Annotated in this window: 23 protein-coding genes; 8 read left to right on the top strand and 15 right to left on the bottom strand. The window is 63.3% G+C overall.

All coding sequences use genetic code 11. The features are described 5' to 3' along the window. Nucleotides 1-87: 87 nt before the first annotated feature. Nucleotides 88-1,344, top strand: a complete 1,257-nt coding sequence (locus CK228_RS06720) for an Hsp70 family protein (RefSeq protein ID WP_095787300.1) — start codon at nucleotides 88-90, stop codon at nucleotides 1,342-1,344. Here CK228_RS06720 and CK228_RS06715 read toward each other — a convergent pair whose 3' ends face one another. Then, nucleotides 1,345-2,247, bottom strand: coding sequence for a LysR family transcriptional regulator (locus tag CK228_RS06715; RefSeq protein ID WP_095787299.1), 903 nt, complete (start codon nucleotides 2,245-2,247; stop codon nucleotides 1,345-1,347). A gap of 123 nt (nucleotides 2,248-2,370) precedes the next feature. Between CK228_RS06715 and CK228_RS35200 the strand changes: the two genes are divergently transcribed. From CK228_RS35200 to CK228_RS06700, 4 genes are read left to right on the top strand one after another with little or no spacing between them, the layout of a single operon-like run. Beyond that, nucleotides 2,371-2,529 carry a hypothetical protein gene (locus CK228_RS35200; RefSeq protein ID WP_179295829.1) on the top strand — a complete coding sequence of 53 codons (159 nt, stop codon included), beginning with the start codon at nucleotides 2,371-2,373 and terminating at the stop codon, nucleotides 2,527-2,529. Continuing rightward, nucleotides 2,526-5,456: a molybdopterin oxidoreductase family protein gene (locus CK228_RS06710; RefSeq protein ID WP_095787298.1), complete on the top strand. Its 2,931-nt coding sequence runs from the start codon at nucleotides 2,526-2,528 to the stop codon at nucleotides 5,454-5,456. The genes CK228_RS35200 and CK228_RS06710 overlap by 4 nt, the downstream gene beginning before the upstream one ends. Beyond that, nucleotides 5,453-6,187, top strand: a complete 735-nt coding sequence (locus CK228_RS06705) for a 4Fe-4S dicluster domain-containing protein (protein WP_095787297.1) — start codon at nucleotides 5,453-5,455, stop codon at nucleotides 6,185-6,187. The genes CK228_RS06710 and CK228_RS06705 overlap by 4 nt, the downstream gene beginning before the upstream one ends. Before the next feature lie 2 nt (nucleotides 6,188-6,189). Continuing rightward, nucleotides 6,190-7,125, top strand: coding sequence for a dimethyl sulfoxide reductase anchor subunit family protein (locus CK228_RS06700; RefSeq protein ID WP_095787296.1), 936 nt, complete (start codon nucleotides 6,190-6,192; stop codon nucleotides 7,123-7,125). Between the two features lie 6 nt (nucleotides 7,126-7,131). Here the strand turns inward: CK228_RS06700 and pdeM are convergent, their stop codons facing one another. From pdeM to CK228_RS06675, 5 genes are all read right to left on the bottom strand, one after another. Continuing rightward, entirely contained in the window at nucleotides 7,132-7,848 is a 717-nt protein-coding gene (gene pdeM, locus CK228_RS06695; RefSeq protein ID WP_095787295.1) for a ligase-associated DNA damage response endonuclease PdeM, read from the bottom strand. Continuing rightward, entirely contained in the window at nucleotides 7,845-10,379 is a 2,535-nt protein-coding gene (locus CK228_RS06690) for a ligase-associated DNA damage response DEXH box helicase (protein ID WP_095787294.1), read from the bottom strand. Before CK228_RS06690 ends, pdeM begins: the two co-directional genes overlap by 4 nt. A gap of 98 nt (nucleotides 10,380-10,477) precedes the next feature. Next, nucleotides 10,478-11,338, bottom strand: a complete 861-nt coding sequence (locus CK228_RS06685; RefSeq protein WP_095787346.1) for an NlpC/P60 family protein — start codon at nucleotides 11,336-11,338, stop codon at nucleotides 10,478-10,480. Nucleotides 11,339-11,369: 31 nt separating this feature from the next. Further along, nucleotides 11,370-11,720, bottom strand: a complete 351-nt coding sequence (locus CK228_RS06680; protein WP_095787293.1) for a MarR family winged helix-turn-helix transcriptional regulator — start codon at nucleotides 11,718-11,720, stop codon at nucleotides 11,370-11,372. Nucleotides 11,721-11,797: 77 nt separating this feature from the next. Further along, nucleotides 11,798-13,162, bottom strand: a complete 1,365-nt coding sequence (locus CK228_RS06675; protein ID WP_095787292.1) for a leucyl aminopeptidase family protein — start codon at nucleotides 13,160-13,162, stop codon at nucleotides 11,798-11,800. A gap of 129 nt (nucleotides 13,163-13,291) precedes the next feature. Here CK228_RS06675 and CK228_RS06670 point away from each other — a divergent pair, with 129 nt between their 5' ends. Further along, complete coding sequence (locus CK228_RS06670) at nucleotides 13,292-14,113, top strand: tetratricopeptide repeat protein (RefSeq protein ID WP_095771854.1); 822 nt, start codon at nucleotides 13,292-13,294, stop codon at nucleotides 14,111-14,113. Between the two features lie 87 nt (nucleotides 14,114-14,200). Here CK228_RS06670 and CK228_RS06665 read toward each other — a convergent pair whose 3' ends face one another. The 9 genes from CK228_RS06665 to CK228_RS06625 all read right to left on the bottom strand — a co-directional run bounded on the left by CK228_RS06665 (nucleotide 14,201) and on the right by CK228_RS06625 (nucleotide 23,305). Continuing rightward, nucleotides 14,201-15,220 carry a type II secretion system F family protein gene (locus CK228_RS06665; protein WP_095771853.1) on the bottom strand — a complete coding sequence of 340 codons (1,020 nt, stop codon included), beginning with the start codon at nucleotides 15,218-15,220 and terminating at the stop codon, nucleotides 14,201-14,203. Nucleotides 15,221-15,229: 9 nt separating this feature from the next. Further along, entirely contained in the window at nucleotides 15,230-16,243 is a 1,014-nt protein-coding gene (locus CK228_RS06660; RefSeq protein ID WP_095771852.1) for a type II secretion system F family protein, read from the bottom strand. A 23-nt stretch (nucleotides 16,244-16,266) separates the two neighbouring features. After that, nucleotides 16,267-17,775 (bottom strand): CpaF family protein, encoded by a 1,509-nt coding sequence (locus CK228_RS06655; protein ID WP_095771851.1) that lies wholly within the window; start codon nucleotides 17,773-17,775, stop codon nucleotides 16,267-16,269. A gap of 24 nt (nucleotides 17,776-17,799) precedes the next feature. After that, nucleotides 17,800-19,089: a CpaE family protein gene (locus CK228_RS06650; protein WP_020629131.1), complete on the bottom strand. Its 1,290-nt coding sequence runs from the start codon at nucleotides 19,087-19,089 to the stop codon at nucleotides 17,800-17,802. 37 nt (nucleotides 19,090-19,126) lie between these two features. After that, nucleotides 19,127-19,867, bottom strand: a complete 741-nt coding sequence (locus CK228_RS06645) for a CpaD family pilus assembly protein (RefSeq protein WP_095771850.1) — start codon at nucleotides 19,865-19,867, stop codon at nucleotides 19,127-19,129. 14 nt (nucleotides 19,868-19,881) lie between these two features. After that, nucleotides 19,882-21,408 (bottom strand): type II and III secretion system protein family protein, encoded by a 1,527-nt coding sequence (locus CK228_RS06640; RefSeq protein WP_095787291.1) that lies wholly within the window; start codon nucleotides 21,406-21,408, stop codon nucleotides 19,882-19,884. Further along, on the bottom strand, nucleotides 21,405-22,220 hold the full coding sequence (cpaB, locus tag CK228_RS06635) for a Flp pilus assembly protein CpaB (protein WP_095771848.1): 816 nt from the start codon (nucleotides 22,218-22,220) through the stop codon (nucleotides 21,405-21,407). Before cpaB ends, CK228_RS06640 begins: the two co-directional genes overlap by 4 nt. A gap of 214 nt (nucleotides 22,221-22,434) precedes the next feature. Beyond that, nucleotides 22,435-22,953: a prepilin peptidase gene (locus CK228_RS06630; RefSeq protein WP_095771847.1), complete on the bottom strand. Its 519-nt coding sequence runs from the start codon at nucleotides 22,951-22,953 to the stop codon at nucleotides 22,435-22,437. 175 nt (nucleotides 22,954-23,128) lie between these two features. Next, nucleotides 23,129-23,305, bottom strand: a complete 177-nt coding sequence (locus CK228_RS06625; protein WP_027043512.1) for a Flp family type IVb pilin — start codon at nucleotides 23,303-23,305, stop codon at nucleotides 23,129-23,131. A 355-nt stretch (nucleotides 23,306-23,660) separates the two neighbouring features. On the opposite strand from CK228_RS06625, the gene CK228_RS06620 reads away from it, so the two are divergent. Next, nucleotides 23,661-24,083: a pilus assembly protein N-terminal domain-containing protein gene (locus CK228_RS06620; protein ID WP_095771846.1), complete on the top strand. Its 423-nt coding sequence runs from the start codon at nucleotides 23,661-23,663 to the stop codon at nucleotides 24,081-24,083. A gap of 140 nt (nucleotides 24,084-24,223) precedes the next feature. Continuing rightward, entirely contained in the window at nucleotides 24,224-24,814 is a 591-nt protein-coding gene (locus tag CK228_RS06615) for a TadE/TadG family type IV pilus assembly protein (RefSeq protein WP_095771845.1), read from the top strand.

Genomic DNA, 24,814 nt, shown 5'->3' with positions numbered 1-24,814 from the left:
CAGAGCGGTCCGGTCGCCCGGAACCACAGCGCACGCTTCTCCCGCGAGCGCCGATCCGCTGTCTGCCGCCAATGACAGGAGGCTGCCTTGCGACCAGCATTCGCCGGTATCGACTTCGGCACTTCGAACTCCACGGTCGGCGTGGTCCGCAACGGGCAGCCCCACCTCGTCGCGCTCGAAGGCGGCCAGGTCACGCTGCCCAGCGCGGTGTTCTTCAATTTCGAGGACGGCCGCATCTGTTTTGGCCGCCAGGCCATCGCCAACTACACCGACAGCGTGGAAGGCCGGCTGATGCGCTCGCTGAAGAGCGTGCTGGGCAGCTCGCTGGCGCATGAGAAGACGCGCATCAAGGCGCGCTCGATCGGCTTCATGGAGATCATCGGCCTGTTCCTCGGGCATCTCAGAAAGAAGCTTGAAGAAGATGGCGGCGATCTGGTCGAGACCGTGGTGCTCGGCCGTCCGGTGCAGTTTGTCGATGACGACCCACAGGCCGACGCGAACGCGCAGAGCGACCTGGAAAAGGCCGCGCATGCCCAGGGCTTCAAGCACATCGCCTTCCAGTTCGAGCCGATTGCCGCGGCGCTCGACTACGAGCAGAGGGTGACGCGCGAGGAGCTGGCGCTGATCATCGACATGGGCGGCGGCACGTCCGACTTTTCAGTCGTGCGCGTCTCGCCTGAACGTGCCCGACTGCCGGACCGCAAGGACGATATCCTGGCCAGCCGGGGCGTCCATATCGGCGGTACGGATTTCGACCGGCTGCTCAGTATTGCCCATGTGATGCCGCAGCTCGGCTATTTGACCCAGACCAAGGACGGTAAGCGCAATCTGCCGGCCAGCTACTTCATCGATCTCGCGACATGGCAGCGCATCAACCTGGTCTACACCGCCAAGGCGATGACGCATCTGCGCCAGATCCGTTACGAGGCCGCCCGCGCCGACCTGGTCGATCGGTTCATCCACATTGTCGAGCACCGCTATGGGCACGCTTTGGCGGCATTGGTGGAAAAGGCCAAGATAGAGTTGACCGACCTGTCATCGGCCGAAGTCGCGGTGAGGCTATCCGACGTGGAGTTCGCCGCCGAAATCACGCGTGACGAACTGGACGCCACCATCGCCCGGGACATCGCGCGGGTCACCGCAACGGTGGCTGAGACCATGCGGGACGCGCAGGTCAAGCCGTCCGACATCACCGCGGTGTTCCTGACCGGCGGCTCGACCGCGATCCCGCTGGCAAGACGCGAAATCCTGGCGCTGGTGCCGCAGGCTTCGGTCATCGACGGCGACATGTTCGGCTCGGTCGGGCTTGGCCTGGCACTGGATGCGCAACGGAAGTTCGGCTGATCAGGCTGAACCGCTTCGGGTCGTCTCGGCGCCGAGATGCGCCTTCAGCGCCATCTGGGCCAGGCTTGCCTGGCGGTCGCGGTGGGTGATCATGGCGAAGTCGCGTTTCGGCAGTTCGAGCGGCACGGACCGCAGGCTGCCTTCGGCGACGGCGCGTCCGACGACGAGCTCCGAAATGATGGTGGCGCCGGCACCCGCCTCGACCGCCTGGCGAACCGCCTCGTTGCTTGGCAGCACCAGGAACACCTGCAAATCGGCAAGCGAAATCCCCTCGCGCCGCGCCAGATCCTCCAGCACCTCGCGCGTGCCCGACCCGCCCTCGCGGATGATCCAGCGCAGGCCCCTGATGTCGGGACGGCCCGGCGCGGTTTCGACGATTTCGGGATGTGACGCGGCAACCACCAGCATCAACCGGTCGGTATCGACCTTGGCCCGGCGCAATATGTCGGATTCGGTGCGCCCCTCGACCAGGCCGAGATCGGCGGTTCCATCCAGCACGCTGGCCTCGACCTGCCTCGTGTTACCGATGCTGACGCTCAGCCGCACCGCGGGATAGGCCTCGTGAAAGGACGCCAGCCGGCGCGGCAGCCAGTAGCTGGCGATGGTCAGGCTGGCGGCGATGGAGAGGCTGCCGGCGACCGTCTGCGAGACATGTTCCAGCACATTGCGCGCGGCGGCGGCCCGCTCCAACACGGCCTTTGCCTCCGGCAGGAACCGGTGGCCGGTCTGGGCAAGCTCGATGTTGCGGCCGACGCGGTTGAACAGATGGACGCCGTGCTGCTCTTCAAGCGCGCGAATGGCGGCCGATGCCGCCGACTGGGAGATGCCCAGAAGCTCCGCCGCCTTGGTCATGTGGCCGCGTTCGGCGACGGCGACGAAAATGCGCAACTGATCCAGGGTCATGTCAGCATTAAGAACCAATATCGATCGAATTTACAAGAACAACTGATTAGACGGATCGATAGCTTCATTCTACATTTTCACGCGAAGTTAGAAAAAATTCGCCAGAGAATGGCAGAGACTAAAATGATCGGGCGGTTCAAGTCCCTTCTCGCGCAGTGGACCCGCGGCATCCGCAGACGGCTGGCCGGCGATCGCTATCACCCGGAAGAGCACTACATGCGCGGCCCCGGGCCGAAGACACGCGCCAAATCGGCCGGCCGCGCGGGCACATCCGGATCATGAGGCATCCAACGCCGCGCGGCGCGAATTCGGCACCATCGCAACGCCCGCTTGCCGACACGCGCGCGCCCGATGAAGGCGACGGCGTCGACACCTCGCCTGGCATTTCCGACAGCATCGCCAAGACGACCTGCTATATGTGCGCCTGCCGCTGCGGCATCGACGTGCACATCAAGGACGGCAAGGTCCGCTACATCAACGGCAACAAGGACCATCCGGTCAATCGCGGCGTGATCTGCGGCAAGGGCAATTCCGGCATCATGCAGCATTACAGCCCCGCCCGGCTGAAGAAGCCGCTGCTGCGCACCGGCCCGCGCGGCTCCGGCGCGTTCCGCGAGATCGAGTGGGAGGAGGCTTTTTCGATCGCGACGCAGCGGCTCTCGGCGATCCGTCGCACCGATCCAAAAAAACTCGCCTTCTTCACTGGCCGCGACCAGTCGCAATCCTTGACCGGTTGGTGGGCGAGCCAGTTCGGCACGCCGAATTTCGCCGCCCATGGCGGCTTCTGTTCGGTCAACATGGCGGCCGGCGGGCTCTATTCGATCGGCGGCTCGTTCTGGGAGTTCGGCGAGCCCGACTGGGACAACACACGATATTTCATGCTGTTCGGCGTCGCCGAGGACCATGATTCCAACCCGATCAAGATCGGACTGGGCAAGCTCAAGGCGCGCGGCGCCAAGGTGGTGTCGATCAACCCCTGCCGGACCGGCTACAATGCGATTGCCGACGACTGGATCGGCATCCGGCCCGGCACGGACGGCCTGCTCGTCTTCGCGATCATCCACGAGTTGCTGAAGGCCGGCCGTGTCGATCTCGATTATTTGCTCCGCTACACCAACGCCCATGTCCTCGTCGTGCAGGAGCCAGGCGCGTCCGACGACGGGCTGTTCGTCAGGGATGCCAACGGCAATCCACTGGCCTGGGACAGGGTGGAGAAAACCGCCATCAAGGCAACCGACCCAGAAGCGAAGCCGGCGCTGACCGGCAGCTTCGAAGTCGGCGGTTGCCGCTGCACGCCGGTGTTCCAGTTGATCGCCGACCGCTATCTCGACGACAGCTATGCGCCGGATGCGGTGGCGCAGCGCTGCGGCATTGCCGCCGATACGATCCGCCGGATCGCCGCCGAGCTTGCCCATGTCGCCTTCGAACAGACGATCGAACTGGCTATTGCATGGACCGACTGGGCCGGGCGCCGGCACGAGACGATCAAGGGCCGGCCGGTTTCGATGCATGCAATGCGCGGCATATCAGCCCATTCGAACGGCTTTCACTCTTGCCGCGCCATCCACCTGCTGCAAGTGCTTCTGGGCACGGTGGATGTTCCCGGCGGCTTTCGCTTCAAGCCGCCCTATCCCCGTTCGGCGCCGCCGGGGCCGAAACCCGCCGGCAAGACGGTCAAGCCGATGACGCCGCTGGACGGCATGCCGCTTGGTTTCGTCTGCGGGCCGGACGACCTGCTGGTCGACGAAGACGGCACGCCGACCCGCATCGACAAAGCCTATTCCTGGGACGCGCCGCTCGCCGCGCATGGGCTTATGCACACCGTCATCCGCAATGCCTGGGCCGGCGATCCCTATCCGATCGACACGCTGATGATGTACATGTCGAACATGGCCTGGAATTCCTCGATGAACACCGTCGAGACGATGCGTATGCTGACCGACCACGACGAGGCGGGCAACTACAAGATCCCCTTCATCATCTATTCCGACGCCTATTATTCCGAGACAGTGCCGTTTGCCGACCTCGTGCTGCCGGACACCACCTATCTCGAGCGCCATGATTGCATCAGCCTGCTCGACCGGCCGATCAGCCATGCCGACGGGCCGGGCGATGCCATCCGCCATCCCGTCGTCGAGCCCGATCGCGACGTCAGGCCGTTCCAGTCGGTGCTGATCGAGCTTGGCGCGCGGCTTGGCCTGCCCGGTTTCGTCGGCGAGGACGGAGCGGCCAGATATGCCGATTATGCCGACTATATCGTCAACCACGAGCGCACACCGGGCATCGGACCGCTGGCCGGCTGGCGCGGCAAGGATGGGACATCGATTGGCAAGGGCGAGGTCAATCCGAACCAGTTGCAGCGCTACATCGACAATGGCGGCTTCTGGCATCACGACTTCGCCGACGACCAGCGCTACTACAAGATGGCCAACCGCTCCTATCTCGATTTCGCGGTGCAGATGGGTTTCATCCCGAAGGCCGAGCCGATCGTCTTCCAGCTCTATTGCGAGCCCCTGCAGCGCTTTCGGCTCGCCGCACGCGGCCATGGCCGTGTCCTGCCGCCGGAGGCCGAGCGGCAGCGCATCGAGACCTACATGGATCCGCTGCCGTTCTGGTACATGCCATTCGAAGAAGCGGCGGTCGACCTCGAAAAATACCCCCTGCACGCGCTGACGCAGCGGCCGATGCACATGTATCATTCCTGGGGTTCGCAGAATGCGTGGCTGCGGCAGATCACCAGCCAGAACCGGCTGTTCGTGCATCACCGGACCGGCGCCGGCCTCGGTCTCGTCGATGACGACTGGGTGTGGATCGAGAGCATCAACGGCAGAGTGAAGGGGCAGATCAAGCTGGTCGACGGGGTGAACGAAAGCACGGTCTGGACCTGGAACGCGATCGGCAAAAGGCGCGGCAGCTGGGGACTGAAAGATGATGCCGCCGAGAGCAATCGCGGCTTCCTGCTCAACCATATCATCGGCGACCAGACCTCGTCCGACGCTCAGGGCAAACGCTATTCGAATTCCGATCCCGTGACCGGCCAGGCGGCATGGTTCGATCTGCGTGTGCGCATCGTCAAATGCAGCGCGGAAGAGGCCGGCTTCAGCGAGCCGCAATTCGAGCGTTTCAGCCAGCCGCCGCATTTCGAGCCTTCGCCCGACATCCTTCGCTTCGGCGCCGAATTCCGCCGGGCAAGAGAGGCCGCCGAATGACCTGCCTCCCCGCCCATACCGGCAAGAAACTCGGCCTGGTCATCGACCTCGACACCTGCGTCGGCTGCCAGGCCTGCGTCACCGCCTGCAAGGAGTGGAACACTGGCGGTCACATGGCACCGCTGACCGACATCGACCCCTATGGCGGCCATGTCGACGGCGTCTGGTTCAACCGCGTGCACAGTTACGAGCACACGACAGAGATGGGTGGGCGCACGGTGAACTTCCCGCGCTCCTGCCTGCATTGCGAGACGCCGGCCTGCGTCACCGTCTGCCCGACCGGCGCTTCCTACAAGAGGGCCTCGGACGGCATCGTGCTGATCGACGAGGACAAGTGCATCGGCTGCAAATTGTGCAGCTGGGCCTGCCCCTATGGCGCGCGCGAATTCGACACCGATGTCGGCGTGATGAAGAAATGCACGCTATGCGTCGACCGCATCTACAACGACAACCTGGCCGAAGAAGACCGCGTGCCGGCCTGCGTCGCCGCCTGCCCGACCAGCGCGCGGCATTTCGGTGATCTCGGCGATCCCCAGTCCGCCGTCTCGCGACTGGTGGCGGAGCGCGGCGGCGTCGACCTGATGCCGGAACTCGGCTATCAACCGACCAACAAATATCTGCCGCCGCGCGCCCATACGCAGCGCGGCGCATCGGTGCCGGCGAAGGCGCTGGAGCCGGTGCGGGCCGAAGGCGGCTTCCTCGGCTGGGTCGATCGCATGCTTTCGAACTGACCATGCATCCAGCCTTCTCCGTCGTCTTCTTCACCACCGCCACAGGTGCCGGCTACGGCCTGCTGGCATTGCTCGGCGTGCTGGCTGGATTGCAGATCGTCCCGGCCGATTTCTGGCTCGGCTTCGTCGGCCTGGGCTTGGCGCTCGGCCTGATCGCGGCGGGACTGTTGTCCTCGACCGGCCATCTCGGCAGGCCCGAGCGCGCCTGGCGGGCGTTCTCGCAATGGCGCAGCTCCTGGCTGTCGCGCGAAGGCGTGTCGTCGGTCATCACCTTCATCCCGGCGGGACTGTTCGGGCTCGGCTGGGTGTTGTTGGGCCGCACTGGCGGCTGGGTGGCGATTGCCGGATTGCTGGCCGCCATCGGTGCAATCGTCACCGTCTGCACCACCGGGATGATCTACGCGTCGCTGAAACCGATCGCCCAATGGCACAGCCGCTATACTTTGCCGGCCTATCTGATCTTCGCGGCCATGACCGGCAGCCTTCTGTTGAACGCGCTGCTGCAGGGGTTCGGCATCGGCTCGGTGGCCGTGCTGGCGTTGTCGCTGCTGGCCACTCTTGCCGGCTGGGGCTGGAAGCTCGCGACCTGGCGGCACAATGACCGTCTCGAAATCCCTACCACCGCCAACACCGCGACCGGTTTGGCCGGCGGCACGGTACGGTCGCTGGAATGGCCGCATACCGAGGAAAACTATCTGCTCAAGGAAATGGGCTTTCGCATCGCGCGCAAGCACGGTGCGAAGCTGCGCATGCTCACACAGGGATTAGCCTTCGCCCTGCCCGTTCTGCTGCTCGCGGCCACTTTCGCCTTGCCGTGGCCCTTTGGGGCGATCCCGTCGGTGCTCGCTGCGATCGTCCAGTTCGCCGGGATGCTGGTCGAGCGCTGGCTTTTCTTCGCCGAGGCAAAGCACACGGTCACCCTATATTACGGCAGATAGGGCTGCTCAGCCTGGCCGCAGCATCGAGCGGGAGATGGCGAAGATGCGGTCGCTGCCAAGCATGTAGGCCATCAGCGATTCCAGGCGAAACAGCCCGGCATAGGCGCGATCGAGCACGTTGAGCGAACCGGTGTAGGCGCCGAAGGCCGGCATGATCATGCGGCCGCCATCGCCGGCAAAACAGCGCCGCCGCACCGAACGGCCGCGCTGGACGATGCGCGCGCAGGGATGCAGGTGGCCCGCGATCTCGCCCTCGACGCGCACTTTCGACGGCTCATGCCGGAACAGCAGCGAGCCTATGGCCAATTCCCGCACCGTTTCACCGGGAAGATCGGCCGGCGCTTCCGGATCGTGATTGCCGGCGACCCAGAACCAGTCACGGCCTGCCATCAGCGCTTCCAGCCGCTCGCGAAAACTCGCATGCATGCGCTCGGCACCGCCGCCATCGTGAAAGGAGTCGCCCAGGCTGATGACGATCGACGGCTGGTAGTCGGATATGACGGCCTGCAGTCTGAGCAAGGTCGCGCCGGTGTCATAGGGCGGGATCAGCGTGCCGCGCCTTGCCAGCGAAGAGCCTTTTTCCAGATGCAGGTCGGAGACCGCCAACAGCCTGAGCTCGGGAAAATAGAGCACGCCGCGCGGATCGCAGACCGCACGTTCGCCGGCGATGCCTATCATGTCGGCCTCGGCGATCAGCGACGTGCGCGCCAGCGAAAAATTCATCCCTCACTCATTTCCGGCCCCATGGCCTCCGCGACCAAAGTCGCCGCATCCATCAGCAGTGTTTCATCGGCTTCGCCGTTCACCGGCATCTTGCCGATCTCGAGCATGATCGGCACGGCCAGTGGCGAAATCTGCTCGAGATTCTTATGCATGATTCGACCCTGGACGCGCGAGAGCATGTCGGCAAGTCTGCTGACATCGAGCAGGCCGGCCGCCGCATCCGCACGCGTCGCCTGCAGCAGAATATGGTCCGGCTCATGGCTGCGCAGCACATCGTAGATCAGGTCGGTCGACACGGTGACCTGACGGCCGCTCTTCTCCTGGCCCGGATGGCGCTTCTCGATCAGCCCCGAAATCAGCGCGCAATTGCGGAAGGTGCGCTTGAGAAGCCAGCTGTCGGCCAGCCAGGCTTCGAGGTCGTCGCCCAGCATGTCCTCGTCGAACAATGCGCCGAGAGACGGTTTCCTGGCTTTGAACATCGCGCCCATGTCGCCCAGCGACCATATGGCAAGGGCGTAATCGGTGGCGACAAAGCCGAGCGGCCTGGCGCCGGCCCTGTCGAGGCGCCGGGTAAGCAGCATGCCGAGCGTCTGGTGGGCCAGCCTGCCTTCAAAGGGATAAGCGACCAGATAATAGCGGTTGCCGCGTGGAAAGGTCTCGATCAGCAGGTCATCGCGTTTGGGCAGAACCGATTTGTCGGCCTGGAATCGCAGCCAGTCGGCCACCTGCTCCGGCAGCTTCTTCCAGCGCTGCGGATCGTCCAGCATGATGCGGACCTGCTCGGCAAGGTAGGTCGAAAGCGGGAACTTGCCGCCGCCATAATAGGGCACCTTGGCGTCGCTGCCGGGCGCGTTGGACACGAAGCATTCGTTCTCGCGTATGCCCTCGAAACGCAGCACCTTGCCGGCGAACATGAAGGTGTCGCCATGCGTCAGCGTTTCGAGGAAGGCCTCCTCGATCTTGCCGAGAACGGCGCCGCCGCGTGTAGCCGAGCCTTTGCTGCCTGCTTTGACGTAACGCACGTTGAGCGCCGGCACTTCGATGATGGTGCCGACATTCAGCCGGTATTGCTGAGCCACGCGCGGGTTGGAGACGCGCCACAACCCGTCCTTGTTCAGGCGGATACGAGCATAGCGCTCGTAATTCTTCAGCGCATAGCCGCCGGTGGCGACGAAATCGATGACGCGGTCGAAGGTAATCCTATCGAGGCTGGTGTAGGGTGCCGCCGTTCGTACTTCCTCGTAGAGATCGTCGGCACGGAACGGTGCGCCGCAGGCGCAGCCGAGCACATGTTGCGCCAGCACATCGAGGCCGCCATCGACCAGCGGCGGCGTGTCCTGCGCGCCAAGATAATTGGCGTCGAGCGCTGCTCGGCATTCGAGCACCTCGAAGCGATTGGCCGGGATCAGGATCGCCTTGGATGGCTCATCCATGCGGTGGTTGGCCCGGCCGATGCGCTGCGCCAGCCGGCTGGCGCCCTTCGGCGCGCCGACATGCACAACCAGGTCGACATCGCCCCAGTCGATGCCGAGGTCGAGGGTCGAGGTGGCGACGATGGCGCGCAGCGCGTTGTCGCCCATCGCCTTCTCGACGCGCCGCCGCTGGCCGACGTCGAGAGAGCCGTGATGCAGCGCGATCGGCAACGTGTCCTCGTTGACCCGCCACAATTCCTGGAAAAGCAGCTCCGCCTGGCTGCGGGTGTTGACGAACAGCAGGGTCGTCTTGTGGCGCTTGATCTCGCGGTAGATCTCCGGCGTGGCATAGCGGGCCGAATGCCCCGCCCACGGCACGTGCGCCTCCGAATCGAGGATGGAAATTTCGGGCTTCGCACCGCCGGTGACGACGATCAATTCGGCCATGTCGCCCGGTGGATTCTGGCTGACCAGCCAGCGCCGCAGTTCGTCGGGCTCGGCCACCGTTGCCGACAGACCGATCGTCTGCAGGCCGGGCACAAAGCTGCGCAGCCGCGCCAAGCCGAGCGCCAAGAGATGTCCGCGCTTGGACGTCACCAGCGAATGCAATTCGTCGAGCACGACGTAGCGCAAATCCGCGAAGAAGCGCTTTGCATCACCTGCCGCGATCAGCAGCGCCAGTTGCTCGGGCGTGGTCAGCAATATATCCGGCGGCGCCAGCTTCTGGCGCTGGCGCTTGTGGGAAGGCGTGTCGCCGGTGCGCGTCTCGATGCTGATCGGCAGACCGATCTCCTCGACCGGCTTGCCGAGATTGCGCTCGATGTCGACGGCCAGCGCCTTGAGCGGCGAGATGTAGAGCGTGTGGATGCCGCGATGCACCTGCCCCGGCTTTCGCCTTGGCCTGACGGCGAGTTCAGTGAGCGAGGGCAGGAAACCGGCCAGCGTCTTGCCGGCCCCGGTCGGCGCGATCAACAGTACCGATTGGCCGCTTTGAGCCTTCGCCAGCAATTCGATCTGATGGCCGCGCGGCGACCAGCCTTTCTCGCCGAACCATCGGAGGAATGGCTCGGGCAGGGCAATGGCGGCATTCTGCTCGGCAAGGCGCGGCTCAACTGTCACGCGCCAGAGGTAGCGCGGCTACGGGCGATCGCCAAGGAAAATCGGAACAAAAGGGGATCGTAGCGTTCCTCGCCCCGTTTACGAGAGGAGGAAGAAGCTCACGGCCTTCGAAACCCGGTCGGGCCGCCATAGAGGTAGCCGATGCGGGCGGTGGCGTCCTTCAGCCCTTCGCGCGAGACCAGCATGGTGTGGCCGTTGGCGTGGATCATGGTCTCGGCATCGGTCATGACAGCGACATGGCCTTTCCAGAAGACGAGGTCGCCCCGGCGCAATCCGGCATAATCCGGACCCGGTTCGAGCGGCTCGCCAATGCTTGCCGCCTGCATGTCGGAATCGCGCAGCACGTTTTTGCCCGCCATGCGCATCGCAAGTTGCACCAGGCCGGAACAGTCGATGCCGAAGCCGGACGCGCCGCCCCACAGATAGGGCGTGCCTAGAAACGTCTCGGCAACCGCGACATAGTCGGCGGCAATTTCTGCGATTGGCCTGAGGTGACCCGCGATGATCGCTTCGCCCGACGGCAGGACGGCGTAGTGTGTGCCGCGCGTCTCGGCGGCTCCCCTCACCGTCACCGTCGACCCCATCGACAGCTGTCCCGCGATCGGAAAGCGCAGATCCGGACCGGGATAGAGAAAGGTGCGGGGCACCGAGACGATATGGGTAGGCGCGTGTTCCCGTCCGCCCAGCTCGGTTGCGGCGACGTAGCCGACATAGCCGTCGCGTTCGGCCTGGATCCAGGCCCAGCCTTCGGCATCCTCGAAAACCAGCACATCGTCGCCGAACAGGGCTTGCGTGTTGATGCCGGCATCCGCGCGCGGTGCCTTGCGGATGTCTGCCACCGAAGCCGAAATCCGCGCCGGCCGGCCGGCGACAAAACGCTCGGCGGAAACCTCGCCTTTCAGCCTTGCGTCGGCAAGGTCGGAACGGAAGGCGTGGAGACGGGCATCGTGAGCAGTCAAAATCGGCAACCCTGTTGTATGGGCAAGATGGTCAGATGGGCAGTTCAAGCGCCCTGGCGATGATACCATCGCCGAAGCGCTCGACAAAGAGCGCGCCCTCGACCGTGCGCTTGATCAGCACGTTGCGCTTGTCGAGTTCGTCGCGATGGCGCGACACCAGCTTCAGCGCGCCCATCGTGTCGAGCGCGCGGGTGATCACCGGCTTGGTGACGTTGAGGCGGGCGGCCAGCCCGCGCACCGTGTGCGGCGGCGGATCGAGATAGATGGTGAACAGGATCGCCGTCTGGCGCATGGTCAGGTCGGGCGCATCGTCGCGCACCTGCGACAGCATGACTTGCTGCCACAGTCGCAAGGCCTGGCTCGGGCGCATCGCAATCGACATCGCGCCAGCATGACGGCAAATTGTTTCGGTTCCGTTTCAGTTTTAGCGATTTGCCGGCGCTGCTTGCTGCCACCCCGTCAGCCAAAGCGTGTCGAGATGACCCGCTCCAGCGCGCGAATGCCTTGCGCCTCGCCACCGGCGGGCCCATGCGGGCGATCGGCGGGGTTCCAGGCAAAGATGTCGAAATGCGCCCAGCTCGCCGTCTTGTCGACAAAGCGCTTGAGGAACAGCGCCGCCGTGATCGAACCGGCGAAACCGTCCGTGGTGACATTGTTGACGTCGGCGATCTTCGACGACAGCTTAGCATCGTAGGGCCGCCACAGCGGCAACCGCCACAGCGGATCCTCGACCGCCAGCGATGCAGCGGCGAGGTCAGAGGCCAGCGCCTCGTCGCCGGTATAGAAAGGCGGCAGATCAGGGCCAAGCGCGACACGGGCCGCTCCGGTCAGCGTCGCCATGTCGACCAGCAGCTGCGGCTCCTCGTCATCGGCCAACGCCAGCGCGTCGCCGAGCACGAGCCTGCCTTCGGCGTCCGTGTTGCCGATCTCGACAGTGATGCCCTTGCGGCTTGCCAGCACGTCGCCGGGTCGAAAAGCGTTGCCGGCAATCGAGTTCTCGACCGCGGGGATCAGCACGCGCAGTCGCACCTTCAACCCGGCGGCCATGATCATCGAGGCCAGGCCAAGCACATTGGCGGCGCCGCCCATGTCCTTCTTCATCAACAGCATGCCGGATGACGGCTTGATGTCGAGACCGCCTGTGTCGAAGCAGACGCCCTTGCCGACCAGCGTCACCTTCGGCGCGCCCGGTTGCCCCCAGATCATGTCGATCAGACGCGGCGCACCTGATGAAGCGCGGCCGACGGCGTGGATCATCGGGAAGTTCTGGGTCAGCAACTCGTCGCCCTTGATGACGGAGACTTCGGCCTTGTGAGCCGCGGCCAGGGTGCGCACCGCCTTCTCCAGATCATCCGGCCCCATGTCGCTGGTCGGTGTGTTGACCAGATCGCGGGCCAGGAAGACGCCATCGGCGATGCGGCGAACGCGCGCCGCGTCGACGCCGGCCGGCACGTCGAAACGCAGCGCCTTGCCTGGCTTCTTGCCGTAACGGGTGAAGACATAGCCGCCGAGCGCCAGCGCGATTGCCGCGAGTTCCGGCTCGGCAGGAAGGGAGGCGAAATGCCAGTCGCCTTCCGGCAGGGTTTTCGACAGTGCACCGAGCGCGAGTGAACCTTCCCCGTCGCCGGTGCCGAACAGGGCGCCGGCAAGTGCGCCGTTCTCGCCGGGCACGGCCAGCGTCCTGCCTGCCTCGCCGGAAAAGCCGTTGGCCCTGGCCCATGCGACAGCAGATGGCGCAAGGCCCGCGGCCTCCAGGCCGTCACGGGCCACCAGATGCACCGGCAGCGCACCTTGCAATTTCGTCTCGACGAGTTCGACAGGCATTCGATGTTCTCTCCTGCCGACCCTTCGCGAGTCGGCGTTTCTTAACTCTCCGTTAGGGTTAACAGAATATTTCTGCGGGAGGGAAGATGGCCACGCAATGGCCGCGCATGAATGGAGGCTTAGGTGTCGATGCCGACCAACCGCACAATGAATGCCAGAGGAAAACGGCTCGCCACCACCGCCCTCATGCTGGCGCTCGCGGCGGGCGTCGCCGGATGCGGAACCAGCAGGATGACTACCGGCTCGATCGCTCGTACCAGCGGCAAGCCGCTGGAGAGCATGTCGGCGGGAGAAGTGCACAATGCCACGGCCGCCCTCGGCCAGTCCTACTCCAGGAATCCCAACGACAAGCGCATCGCAACCAACTTCGCGGCCGCGCTGCAGATGGACGGCGATGCCGACCAGTCGCTTGCCGTGATGCGCAAACTGGCGATCGCCTATCCCAAGGATCGCGACGTGCTCGCCGCCTATGGCAAGGCGCTGGCCGCCAATGGCCAGTTCGAGGCAGCGCTCGACGCCGTGCGCCGCGCACAGACACCGGAATATCCCGACTGGAAGCTGGTGTCGGCGGAAGCGGCCATCCTTGATCAGCTCGGTCAGAAGGACGATGCGCGCCAGCTTTACCGAAAGGCGCTCGAACTCAAGCCGAACGAGCCCTCGGTTCTCTCCAATCTCGGCATGTCCTATGTGCTGGAGGGGGATCTGCGCACCGCGGAAACCTATATGCGTTCGGCCGCCCAGCAGCCCAACGCCGATAGCCGCGTGCGCCAGAACCTGGCGCTGGTCGTCGGCCTGCAGGGCCGCTTCGACGAAGCCGAGAAGATCGCCTCGCAGGAGCTCTCGCCCGAGCAGGCACAGGCCAATGTCGCTTATCTCAGGCAGATGCTTGCGCAACAGAATGCCTGGAGGCAGCTCAAGGATCAGGACAAGCCGAAGACGGCAACCAACTGAGGCGACGATCTACAAAGGCCCCAAGTGAACGAAGAAGCCGCGCTGAGTTCAGCGCGGCTTCTTCGTTTGTTTCCACGTGCCTCGCCGCTACTTGGTCGATGATGACGGATGATCGGTGCCGAAGATGCCGCGCTGGCTGACCTGGATGCCGGCCGGACCCAGGATGATGGCGAAAAGCACCGGCAGGAAGAACAGGATCATCGGCACGGTGAGCTTGGGCGGCAAGGCGGCGGCCTTCTTCTCGGCGGCATTCATGCGCTGGTCCCGGCTTTCGGCGGCAAGCACGCGCAATGCGTGCGCCACCGGGGTGCCGTAGCGTTCGGCCTGGACGAGCGCCTGCGACACCGATTTGACCGATTCCAGACCGGTACGGTTCGCAAGATTCTCATAGGCCTGCTTGCGTTCCTGCAGATAGGAGAGCTCGGCGTTAGTCAGGATGAATTCTTCCGCCAGAGCCACCGACTGCGCGCCGATCTCGTCGGCGACCTTGCGGAGCGCGGCTTCCACCGACATGCCCGACTCCACGCAGATCAGCATCAGGTCCAGCGCATCCGGCCACGCCATCTGGATCGACTGCTTGCGCTTGGTGGCGCGATTGTTGACATAGACGACCGGGGCATAGAAGCCGCCATAGGCGACCAGGATGCAGACGAACAGCCGGATGACCAGGGGTTTGTCGGGCAATCCTCCGAGCACGAATATGTAGACCAGCCCCAGCGCGAAGCCGACAAAAGGCAACACGAGGCGGAAAAAGAGAAACCGCGTCAGCGGGTTCTGTCCGCGAAAGCCGGCGACCTTGAGCTTCTGCAAGGTGCTCTCGTCGGCCAGTGCGCGCCGCAGGTCGAGCCGATCGACAATGTTGCGCATGCCGACCGACTGTTGCTCGCGCAGGCCCTTGCGGCGGCGATCGGCCTCGCTCGCGAGCCGCGCGCGCTGCTTGGCGCGAAGCTCATCGCGCTCCAGCGCGACCGACTTCATGCGCGACTTGAGCTGGTTTCCGCCGAATGCCGGCAGCAATGTAAAGACCGTCGCGAACACGGCGATGGCGACCAGCAGCGCGATCAGCAGGCTGGGATCCGTCAATGATTTGATGACTTGGTCGGTCATGCCGCGGCCCTAGACTTCAAAGTTCATCATCTTGCGCATGACCAGGATGCCGATCGACATCCATACAGCGGCACAGCCCAGTATCAGATTGCCAACGCTGGTGTTGAACAGCGGCATCAGATAGTCGGGGCTGGAAAGATAGACGAGAAAGGCAACGATGAAGGGCAGCGCGCCGATGATGGCGGCGGACGCCTTCGCCTCCATGGACAGCGCCTGCACCTTGGCTTTCATCTTCTTGCGATCACGAAGCACGCGTGAAAGGTTGCCCAGCGCCTCGGACAGATTGCCGCCGGCCTGCGACTGGATCTGGATGACGATGCCAAAGAAACTCGCCTCGGTGCACGGCATGGTTTCGGGCATGCGCAAGGTCGCATCGGGGATCGACAGGCCCATCTGCTGCGAATCGACGATGCGGCGAAACTCCATCTTCACCGGCTCGGGGGATTCGTTGGCGATGAGGCGTACGGCATCGTTCAGCGGCAGGCCGGACTTGACCGCGCGCACGATGATGTCGAGCGCGTTTGGAAATTCGTTGAGGAATGCCTTGACCCGGCGCGCGCGGCGAAACGATACGAACCAGCGCGGCAGGCCGAGCGCGCCAGCCAACAACACACCGGGCAAGACAAGCATCGGCGCACCGGCCACGAACGCGACCACCGTCAGCGCGAGACCGCATATGGCGGAATAGATGTAGAAACGCTCGATTGAGACCTTCATCCCGGCCTGCCGGAGTTGCGCCTTCAGCGGCGGCTTCTTGATGGCGCTGTCCTTGGTCTTCTGCTTCTCGTCGAGTTCCTTCAGCGAATCCTGCACGGATTTCCGGCGCTTGGCTGCATCCGTCGCGCGGTCGCGGGTGGCCTTGACGACGGACCGGTCCGTCTCGGCGGCCTTGATCGTCTCCAGCCGCTTGCCAGCCTGTTTCTCGTTGCTGATCTGGTTGAACAGGAATGCATAGGCGACCGCGCCGGCGCTGAAGCCGGCGAGCACGACAAACGCCAATACGGTGCCGTCAATTCCAAACATCGACCAGAACCCTCAACGCCGCGTCAGTCAGCGCGTTTCTCCATAGCCTCGAGCGCAACCGCGAGGCGCTGCTCCTCGCCGTAGTAGCGAGCCCGATCCCAAAAATGCGGGCGGCCGATGCCGGTCGAGACATGCTCGCCCAGCAGCCTGCCGTTGGCGTCCTCGCCCTTGATGTTGTAGAGGACGATGTCCTGCGTGATGATGACGTCGCCTTCCATCCCGATCACCTCGGTGATGTGAGTGATACGACGCGATCCGTCGCGCAGACGCGCCGCCTGGATGATCACATCGATGGAACCGACGACGATTTCACGCACGGTCTTCTGCGGCAGCGAATAACCGCCCATGGCGATCATGGATTCGATACGGTTCAGGCATTCGCGCGGGCTGTTCGAGTGGATCGTTCCCATCGAACCGTCATGGCCGGTGTTCATCGCCTGCAGAAGATCGAACACTTCGGGTCCGCGCACCTCGCCGACGATGATGCGCTCGGGTCGCATGCGCAGGCAGTTCTTGACCAGGTCGCGCATCGTCACTTCGCCTTCGCCTTCGAGGTTGGGCGGTCGGGTTTCCAGACGCACGACATGTGGCTGCTGCAGTTGCAGTTCGGCCGAGTCCTCGCAGGTGATGACGCGCTCGTCGCGGTCGATGTAATTGGTGAGGCAGTTGAGCAGTGTCGTCTTGCCGGAACCGGTGCCGCCCGAGATGACGATGTTGCAGCGAACACGACCGATGATCTTGAGGACTTCGGCGCCCTGCGGCGAGATGGCCCCGAACTTGACCAGCTGATCGAGCGTCAACTTGTCCTTCTTGAATTTGCGGATGGTGAGCGCGGTGCCGTCGATGGCGAGGGGCGGAGCGATGACGTTGACGCGGGAGCCGTCGGGAAGGCGGGCGTCGCAGATCGGGCTGGATTCATCGACACGGCGACCGACCTGACTGACGATGCGCTGGCAGATGTTGAGAAGCTGCTGGTTGTCACGAAAGCGAATGCCGGTCTGCTCGACCTTGCCATTGACTTCGATGTAGACGTTCTTGGAGCCGTTGACCATGATGTCGGCGATGTCGTCGCGGGCGAGCAATGGTTCGAGCGGCCCATAACCAAGCACGTCGTTGCAGATGTCCTCGAGCAATTCCTCCTGCTCGGCGATCGACATTGCGAAATTCTTGATCGCGATGATGTCGTTGACGATGTCGCGGATTTCCTCGCGCGCGGTCTCCGGGTCGAGCTTGGCCAGCTGCGACAGGTCGATCGTGTCGATGAGCGCCGAGAAGACCTGGCTCTTGGTGTCGTAATAGGTTTCGCTCTTTTCGCGTTGGGGGCGCCTCGCCTCCGGCGCGATGGGCGGCGCCTCGACGGCGCGGCGAGCCGGCGGCGCCACAGGCGCGCTTGGCTGCAGCGGTGCCGCGGGCCGGGCAAGAACCGCCGTATCCGCCGAACCCGCTGGCGGCGGCGCGGCCGGCGCCGGTGCTGGCTGGCGGAATTCCGGTGTGAACCGGTTGCCGTCGTCGTTGCCTCTTTTACCGAACATGATCGACTACCGGTTCCAAAAGCGTCACTTCTTGTTGCGCGAGAGCTTGCCGAGCAGACTGCCCAGGCCGGCCTTCTTTTTCGTGCGGATTTCGCTTCGCCCGGTCAGCACGTGGGCAATCTCGTTGATGATCGCGACAACCGGGTTCTTGGCATCCATCTCGCCGAGCATCCGCCCGTTGTTGGCGGCATTGCCGAACAGCAATGGATCGAAGCCGATGACCGACATTGGCGTCAGGCCGAGCGGCTCGGCGAAATCGGACGGCGAAATTTCCGGCCGCTTGGGAACGCCGGCCTGGTTGATGATCAGCTTCGGCGGCGGGTCGTTGGGGCGAAGCCGCTTGAGCATGTCGACCATGTTCTTGGTGTTGCGCAGATTGGCCAGTTCCGGGGTCGCCGTGATGACGATCTCGTCGGCCTTGACCAGCGTGTTCTTGGCCCAGCCCGTCCAGACATGGGGGACGTCCAGGACCAGGAGCGGCACGCTGCGCTGCGCGGTATCGACAAGCTGAGCAAAGGCGTCGGGATCGAAGTCGTAGACGCGTTCCAGCGTCGAGGGCGCGGCGAGCAACGACAAATGCTCGGCGCACTGCGTCAGCAGCCGGTCGAGATAGACTTCGTCGACGCGCTCGGGCGAGAACACCGCTTCGGCGATGCCCTGGGCCGGATCCTGGTCGAAATTGATGTTGGCCGTGCCGAAGGCGAGATCGAGGTCGGCGACGACGACCTCGGATTTGAACAGGGAGGACATCGCCCAGGCGACATTGTGGGCGATGGTGGAAGAGCCGACACCGCCCTTGGCGCCGACAAAGGCGATCGAACGGCCGATGGGTTCAGCCTCCGGATCGACGAAAATCGACGACACGACACTGACGATGTCAGCCATCGAAACGGGCGCGATGACATATTCGGAGATGCCGGAGCGGATGAGCTCGCGATAGAGACCGACATCATTGTAATGGCCGATCACCACCACTTTCGAGGATGGATCGCAGTATTCAGAGAGCTGGGCGAGCTGCTCCAGCAATTGCTTGGGTTCGCTGCGTGACTCCAGCAGGATCAGGTTCGGGGTCGGCGCCGATTGATAGAACTCGATCGCCGTGGGAATGCCGCCCATATGGACTTTGAGATGCGCCTTGGTCATACGGCGGTCCTCGCCGGCGCGCTCGACCGGATTGGCGACGCCCTCGGTCTCGCAGAATGCCTGGATCGAGATGCGCGGAACCGGCCGCAACGCCTGCATCGCGGCGATGTCCTGCGGTGATGTATCACCGCCGTCCACGGTGGCGTCATAGGCAAGATTGCTCATGGTCATGCTCTTTTCCGTGGCTTCTCTTCCTCGAGGGCTCGGCTCAGTACGTCACTTCCGAATTGCCGAGGAATTCATCCGAAATACCTCTTGCACGATAGACATCGATCACCTTGCCGCGGTTTTCAGCGTCGATGGTGGTCTGCTTGCGCGGCCCGAGCAGATCGGCCGGGTTGGCCATCTGGGCAGCGAGATTGTTTTGATAGGAACAGCCGAAGTCGGCATAGTGCTTGTTTTCCGACGTCTCGAGCACATCGTCGGGCCAGCGTCCGCATTTGTCGGTCTGCGCCCTCACCGCGATATAGGAGACGCGAACCGGAGCGGATGTCTCACTCGAGCCGGCCTGGTAGGAGACCACGACGATCCGGTTGCGCTTGATACCGCTGGCGACCGCGAGCCTGGCGAAATCACGGCCGGCCGCCGTCGCGGCGACCTCGTTGGCCGATCCGCTCGGAATCTGGATGGTCAATGTCGGAGCAGCACTCTTGTCGTAGCCATCGAGGAAACCGAGCAGCGTGTCGCGCTGCGAACCGGTCATGCCGCGGTCGCCGGCGCCGACAGGCAGGTCGATCTTCTGGTTCTTCTCCGCGATGACGATCGGATGGTTGGTGCGATAGTCGTCCGGAACGGCGCCGACGGTGATGCTGTCGCGCTGGGCGCACCCGGCCAGCAGAGCGGCGGTCATCGCCACCGCCAGAACCGGCAGCACCCGCAGGCCGGTCCGCGAACGGCAGGCGCGCATCGTCGTGGCGATGGTCCTTGTCTTCAACGCTGACTGAGACATGTCCGCTTCCCCATTCACTTGTAGATGTAGCCGACAACGCCGTGGTAACGGCCGTTGGGCTTGTCTGTCTGCATGGTGCCGTAGACGCGATTGACCTTGCCAAGAAAATTGGCGGCGCCGTCGCTGGCAGGGTTGAAATTGTCGTCCGGCTTGGCGAGATCGTTGCGCGCCACTGGCTTGGTGAGATAGGGCGTGATGAAAATCACCAGCTCGGTCTCATTGCGCACGAAGTCTCTACTGCGGAACAAGGTGCCAAGGACCGGGATCTTGGTGAGACCTGGCAGTCCGGAGACCGCTTGACGCACGTCGTCGCGGACCAGACCCGCAATCATCATGGAGCCGCCGGAAGGCAATTCGACCGTGGTGTCGGCAAGGCGCTTACGGATAGACAGCAGTGTGGTGCCAGGTAAGGCCCCCCCCGCTTCCAAGGTCGTGCCACCTTCCGTGGTCGGCTCCGAAACGGCCGTCCTGACCTTGAGACTGATACGCCCAGCCGACAGCACGACCGGTTGGAACTCGAGGCCAATACCGTATTCAATCTGCTGGTTGGTGTATGTCACCTGGCCGGTCTGGTTGTCCGTGGAGACGTTGCTTGTGCGCCCGGTAATGATATTGAACTCACCGCCGACCTTGAATGTCGCCTTCTCACCCGAGACAGCCGTCAGTGTCGGTTCAGCCAGGGTTTTCATGACTCCCGACTGTTCCATCGCATTTATGTAGGCCTGAAAGGGTGAGGTTGCGCTTCCAAGGCTAAAGCCTGAATTCTGCGATAGTGGTTTGCCCAAGCCGTAATTCGGCGAGCTTAGCGCGTTCCAGCTGATACCGTTGCTGTTGCCGCTGCCAACCATGTTGACACCAAGCTGCTTCATCACAGAGCGACTGACTTCAGCGACGGTCACCTTGAGCGTGACCTGGTCGTCGCCGATGATCTGCAGAAGATTGACGATCTTCGAGACGCGTCGTTCCTGGTCGGGGTTGTTGATGTCGACGCCGCTCTGGGCCGAGCCGCCGGCCGCGGTCTGCGAATACTGCCCGGTCGTTGCTTCACCGCCTGAGACGAAGATCGTCGCCAGGTCGACCGCCCGCTTCGCGTCCAGCGGCGTATCGACCATTCCGGTCAAGACGACATTGTCGTTCAGCAGTTCCACCTTCACGTCCGAGGTCGGAAGGAAGCGCTTGATATAATCTTCCAGGCCGGCGACGTCGCGTTCGACTGCCAGGTCCAGGCTGGCGATCTGTTCGCCGTTCGGGCCGAAGACGAAAATGTTGGTCTCGCCGACCGATTTGCCGAACAGATAGATACGCCTTGCAGTGCGGGTCACCGCATCGGCAACGGTCGGGTTGGCGACGAGAATGTCGTAGGCATCGCTCGGCAGGTCTATGACCACCGATTTGTTGAGGCCGAGCTTGACGCGCTGCGTGGCTGTCGTGGCCGACACCTGCGTGCTCTTCGCCTCGACGACGCCATGCACATTCGTTCCGACGAGCAGCAGGCTGAATGCCGCGGCTGCGATTGCCGGCAGTTTACCGCTTAGCCTCATTTCCTTGCCCCTACTTCGGAGACTTCGCCCGACTTGATCAGTCTCACCGTTCCCTTGCGGCCATTGCCGGAAACGAGATAGTCGGCCTCGCCCACATTCTTTTCCTGGGTGTCCGCGACCGCGCGCAAGGCCAGCGTCAGGCGATCCGCCATCTGCTGGGCGACGGTGATGATCTCCGCCTGCTTGGGCGTCAGCTCCAGCGTGGCGGTCTGGCCCACCCTGGTCTTCTTGCCCTCCTCGTCTTCCTGGATCGTCTGGTCGATCGCCAGGACGCGGATGTTCTTGAGGATGGTTTCGGTGTTGAAGCCGGTGCTGCCGCTGTTGGCATCCGCCCTGCGGGTCATGATGACGTCGACGAAATCGTTGGGAAGGATGAAGCCGCCGGCCGAAGTGTCGGCCGAGATGGTCGTGGCGACCGCCCGCATCCCGGAGGGCAGGATGGACGACATGAAGCTCTGCCCCTCGCCGATCAGCTTGGAGCGCCGCACCGGCTCGCCGGCATACATCGGCACGCGGGCGATCGATCCCTTCAATTTCTCCAGGGCGTCGGGAGCATTGGCCTTGGTGATGAAATTCGCGTTGACCCCGTCGGCCGGCCAGGATTGCCAGGAAATGTTGTTTTGTAGCGCGTTGCCCATCGCGACATCGCCCGAGAGCACAAGCACGTCCTGCAGGGGCACGGCGGGAGCCTGGGGGCCGGAATCGACCACGATCTGCGGCGGCGGCGCGGTGACCATGTTCTTCGCGACATAGCCAGCGCCACCCGCCGCGGCCACCGCCACGCTAAGAATAATAAGTCGGGATGCTGGCATCTGTCCGAACCTCGCCCTTGGCAAACCACGTAGCCAAGCCGGACTTTGCAGCGGCAATCGTCAAAACAAGGTTAATGTAATGCTTACGATCGTGATTAATTTAAGGTTTACATAAATTGTCTGGATCGCGCCGCCACGGATCAAAGGGGCCTAGCGAAGGCTCATTTCAAAGCCGGCCGGGCAATGCGGTGGGGGAAACGGAAAACGATCGCGTTCAGCTCGCAAGCCTGGCCAGCGCCCACACCATCAAAGGTGAGTCCGGATAGGTCAGCAGCCCGCCAAGGCCGAGCGCGATCCCGTAGGGAATCCCGACCGACTCTTCCGCGAAATGGCGCAGGAACGGATTGCTGCCCGTCATAACCGCCAGCGGCGACTTCCGGTAAAGCAGGATGGCGATCGTCAGCAGGCCGCCGATGAGTGTCGAGACAACAAGGTATTCGACGAGTTGGATGTTCAACCCCATCCACACGGCCGTCGCGGCCAGCAGCTTGGCATCGCCGCCTCCCATGCCACCCATTGCGAACAGGCCAAACGTCACGGCAAGGACCAGGGCGCCGGCGGCGAAATGCCAACCATAGGCTGCCCATTCCATACCCGTCAGCGGCGCGACCAGCGCGAACACGACGACAAGCAGCACCGACACGCGATTGGCAATTGTCATCGACAGCATGTCGGAGATCGCTGCAAACAGCATGCAGAACGGAAAGACGACGAAGATCAGGGCTTCAAGCATCGGCGCTCATGCCTATTTGTAGGGGCTTCCAAGCAATTCAATATAGGCCGGTTCGATTAACGTTCGATGAGACCCGTAAAGAGAGACGCCCACCCTTGCCAACGAGAACAAAACAGGGGCCGCTATGTAGCGGCCCCTGTCCAGAACATTAGCTGAGCGTTCAGCAATAGGCAGATCAGCTGCCGCTGCTGTTCAGGGTGGTTCCGATCGACGTGAACTTGGCGTTGATTGCATTGCCAAGGGCGCCGGCGCCGGTGATGATGGCGAGCGCGATGAGGGCGGCGATCAGACCATATTCGATAGCGGTCGCGCCGGATTCGTCCTTCACGAAACGTGCAAAAAGGTTAGACATTCGAGAGCTCCTACTCCACGTGTTACAGCACTTCCGTCAACTTCTGTGATGGTTGATCGGATGCTGCCAATCTAGGGAGAAGCTCTTTCGATCGGCTTAATAAACAGCCTTACCGATTCCTTTCCCGGCTCGAACGGAATGCGTGGTTAACCCGACGCTAAGCGCTGGCTAACCTACTGTTTCCCAAGCCAATGCCGCGAAAGACAAGGCTTTGGCAAAGCTTGCGACTGGCGCGAATCCAACCCCGTGAACAGCCACGTCGAGCGCCACATCCGGCGCCGGCAAGCCGACTTAACCGTTGGTTCACCAATCTCGTTCATGTTCCGTTGAACAGTTTGCTTGCGGGAGCGCATCGATGGCCGTGCAGAGATCCTCAATCCTGATTGCCGTGCTTCTTGCCGCCACGAGCTTGATCACGCCAGCCGTGGCCGCCGCCGATATCGAAGTGACGATGAATCAGGCCAAGATCGTGAAGTTGTCGCGTCCCGCCGACACGATCGTCGTCGGCAACCCGGCCATCGCTGATGCCTCGGTCCAGGACGCCTCCACGATCGTGCTCACCGGCAAGGGTTTCGGCGTCACCAATCTCGTCGTTCTCGACCAGGAGGGCAGCCCGATCGTCGACGCGCAGGTTACCGTCGTGCGGCAGGCGGCCTCGTCGGTTCGCATTTACCGGCGTGCAGAGGTCCAGACCATGTCCTGCACGCCCTATTGCGAAAGCTCCTACAAGAGCGAGGCTGAAAAATCCTCCGAGGCCGAGATGAGCGTGAGCAAATAGGCTACGCGGCGCCACCAGCCTGTCCAGGTTACCGGCCGGTTAAGGCGCCGGCGCCGACTTTAACGATCATTCAAACCGGGCCTCAATTGGTTTGCGCTAGTACACCTGTCGGAACCGTCCAGGGGTGGCAGGAACAGGACATGGGCAACGAATTCAGCTCGACAGATCAGCACAAGGCGGAGCGCGCCGGGTTTCTGACGCGCTTCCTTCGCAATCGCCGTGGCAGCACCGCCATCGAATTCTCGATACTTGCATTGCCGTTCGCCCTCCTCATATTCGCCATCCTTGAAAGCTGCATCTCGTTTGCCGGCCAGGAAGTGATGGCCAACATCACCGACGATGTCGCGCGTCAGTTGCGCACCGGCCAGCTGCGGCCGGCGGATGTCGCCGGGAGCAAATTGACGACCCTGATCTGCGGCAGGCTGCAGATCATCGTCTCCACGGATTGCCCGCAACAACTGCTCGTGGACCTTCGCGAGTATCCGACCTTCGCGGACGCGGCCACCGCGACCTTCAAGATCCAGAACGGCGATGTCGTGCTGATGCAAGGCACGAACTCACAGACTTTCGCAAACACGCCTGGCCTGGCGGAATCTAAGAACATGCTGCGGGTCTTCTACAAATGGCCTGTCATGACCGATCTGATGGCCAAGTCGATGGCCAATCTGAGTGGTGGCAGGACGCTGCATTTTGCGTCGGTGACCTGGCAGAACGAGCCGTTCGACAATTGA

The organism is Mesorhizobium sp. WSM4312, from assembly GCF_002294875.1.
Taxonomy (GTDB): domain Bacteria; phylum Pseudomonadota; class Alphaproteobacteria; order Rhizobiales; family Rhizobiaceae; genus Mesorhizobium.
Note: the sequence above shows the minus strand (reverse complement) of the source record. Positions and strands in the feature narration are given on the sequence as shown.

Excerpts from the sequence above, each read along its gene's own strand:
- cpaB (WP_095771848.1), bottom strand. The coding sequence starts at position 22,220 with ATGCCAGCATCCCGACTTATTATTCTTAGCGTGGCGGTGGCCGCGGCG.
- CK228_RS35200 (WP_179295829.1), top strand. The coding sequence starts at position 2,371 with ATGATCGGGCGGTTCAAGTCCCTTCTCGCGCAGTGGACCCGCGGCATC.
- CK228_RS06625 (WP_027043512.1), bottom strand. The coding sequence starts at position 23,305 with ATGTCTAACCTTTTTGCACGTTTCGTGAAGGACGAATCCGGCGCGACC.
- CK228_RS06615 (WP_095771845.1), top strand. The coding sequence starts at position 24,224 with ATGGGCAACGAATTCAGCTCGACAGATCAGCACAAGGCGGAGCGCGCC.
- CK228_RS06630 (WP_095771847.1), bottom strand. The coding sequence starts at position 22,953 with ATGCTTGAAGCCCTGATCTTCGTCGTCTTTCCGTTCTGCATGCTGTTT.
- CK228_RS06715 (WP_095787299.1), bottom strand. The coding sequence starts at position 2,247 with ATGACCCTGGATCAGTTGCGCATTTTCGTCGCCGTCGCCGAACGCGGC.
- CK228_RS06680 (WP_095787293.1), bottom strand. The coding sequence starts at position 11,720 with ATGTCGATTGCGATGCGCCCGAGCCAGGCCTTGCGACTGTGGCAGCAA.
- CK228_RS06705 (WP_095787297.1), top strand. The coding sequence starts at position 5,453 with ATGACCTGCCTCCCCGCCCATACCGGCAAGAAACTCGGCCTGGTCATC.
- CK228_RS06655 (WP_095771851.1), bottom strand. The coding sequence starts at position 17,775 with ATGTTCGGTAAAAGAGGCAACGACGACGGCAACCGGTTCACACCGGAA.
- CK228_RS06700 (WP_095787296.1), top strand. The coding sequence starts at position 6,190 with ATGCATCCAGCCTTCTCCGTCGTCTTCTTCACCACCGCCACAGGTGCC.
- CK228_RS06660 (WP_095771852.1), bottom strand. The coding sequence starts at position 16,243 with ATGTTTGGAATTGACGGCACCGTATTGGCGTTTGTCGTGCTCGCCGGC.
- CK228_RS06645 (WP_095771850.1), bottom strand. The coding sequence starts at position 19,867 with ATGTCTCAGTCAGCGTTGAAGACAAGGACCATCGCCACGACGATGCGC.
- CK228_RS06675 (WP_095787292.1), bottom strand. The coding sequence starts at position 13,162 with ATGCCTGTCGAACTCGTCGAGACGAAATTGCAAGGTGCGCTGCCGGTG.
- CK228_RS06640 (WP_095787291.1), bottom strand. The coding sequence starts at position 21,408 with ATGAGGCTAAGCGGTAAACTGCCGGCAATCGCAGCCGCGGCATTCAGC.
- CK228_RS06670 (WP_095771854.1), top strand. The coding sequence starts at position 13,292 with ATGCCGACCAACCGCACAATGAATGCCAGAGGAAAACGGCTCGCCACC.
- CK228_RS06665 (WP_095771853.1), bottom strand. The coding sequence starts at position 15,220 with ATGACCGACCAAGTCATCAAATCATTGACGGATCCCAGCCTGCTGATC.
- CK228_RS06710 (WP_095787298.1), top strand. The coding sequence starts at position 2,526 with ATGAGGCATCCAACGCCGCGCGGCGCGAATTCGGCACCATCGCAACGC.
- CK228_RS06650 (WP_020629131.1), bottom strand. The coding sequence starts at position 19,089 with ATGACCATGAGCAATCTTGCCTATGACGCCACCGTGGACGGCGGTGAT.
- pdeM (WP_095787295.1), bottom strand. The coding sequence starts at position 7,848 with ATGAATTTTTCGCTGGCGCGCACGTCGCTGATCGCCGAGGCCGACATG.
- CK228_RS06620 (WP_095771846.1), top strand. The coding sequence starts at position 23,661 with ATGGCCGTGCAGAGATCCTCAATCCTGATTGCCGTGCTTCTTGCCGCC.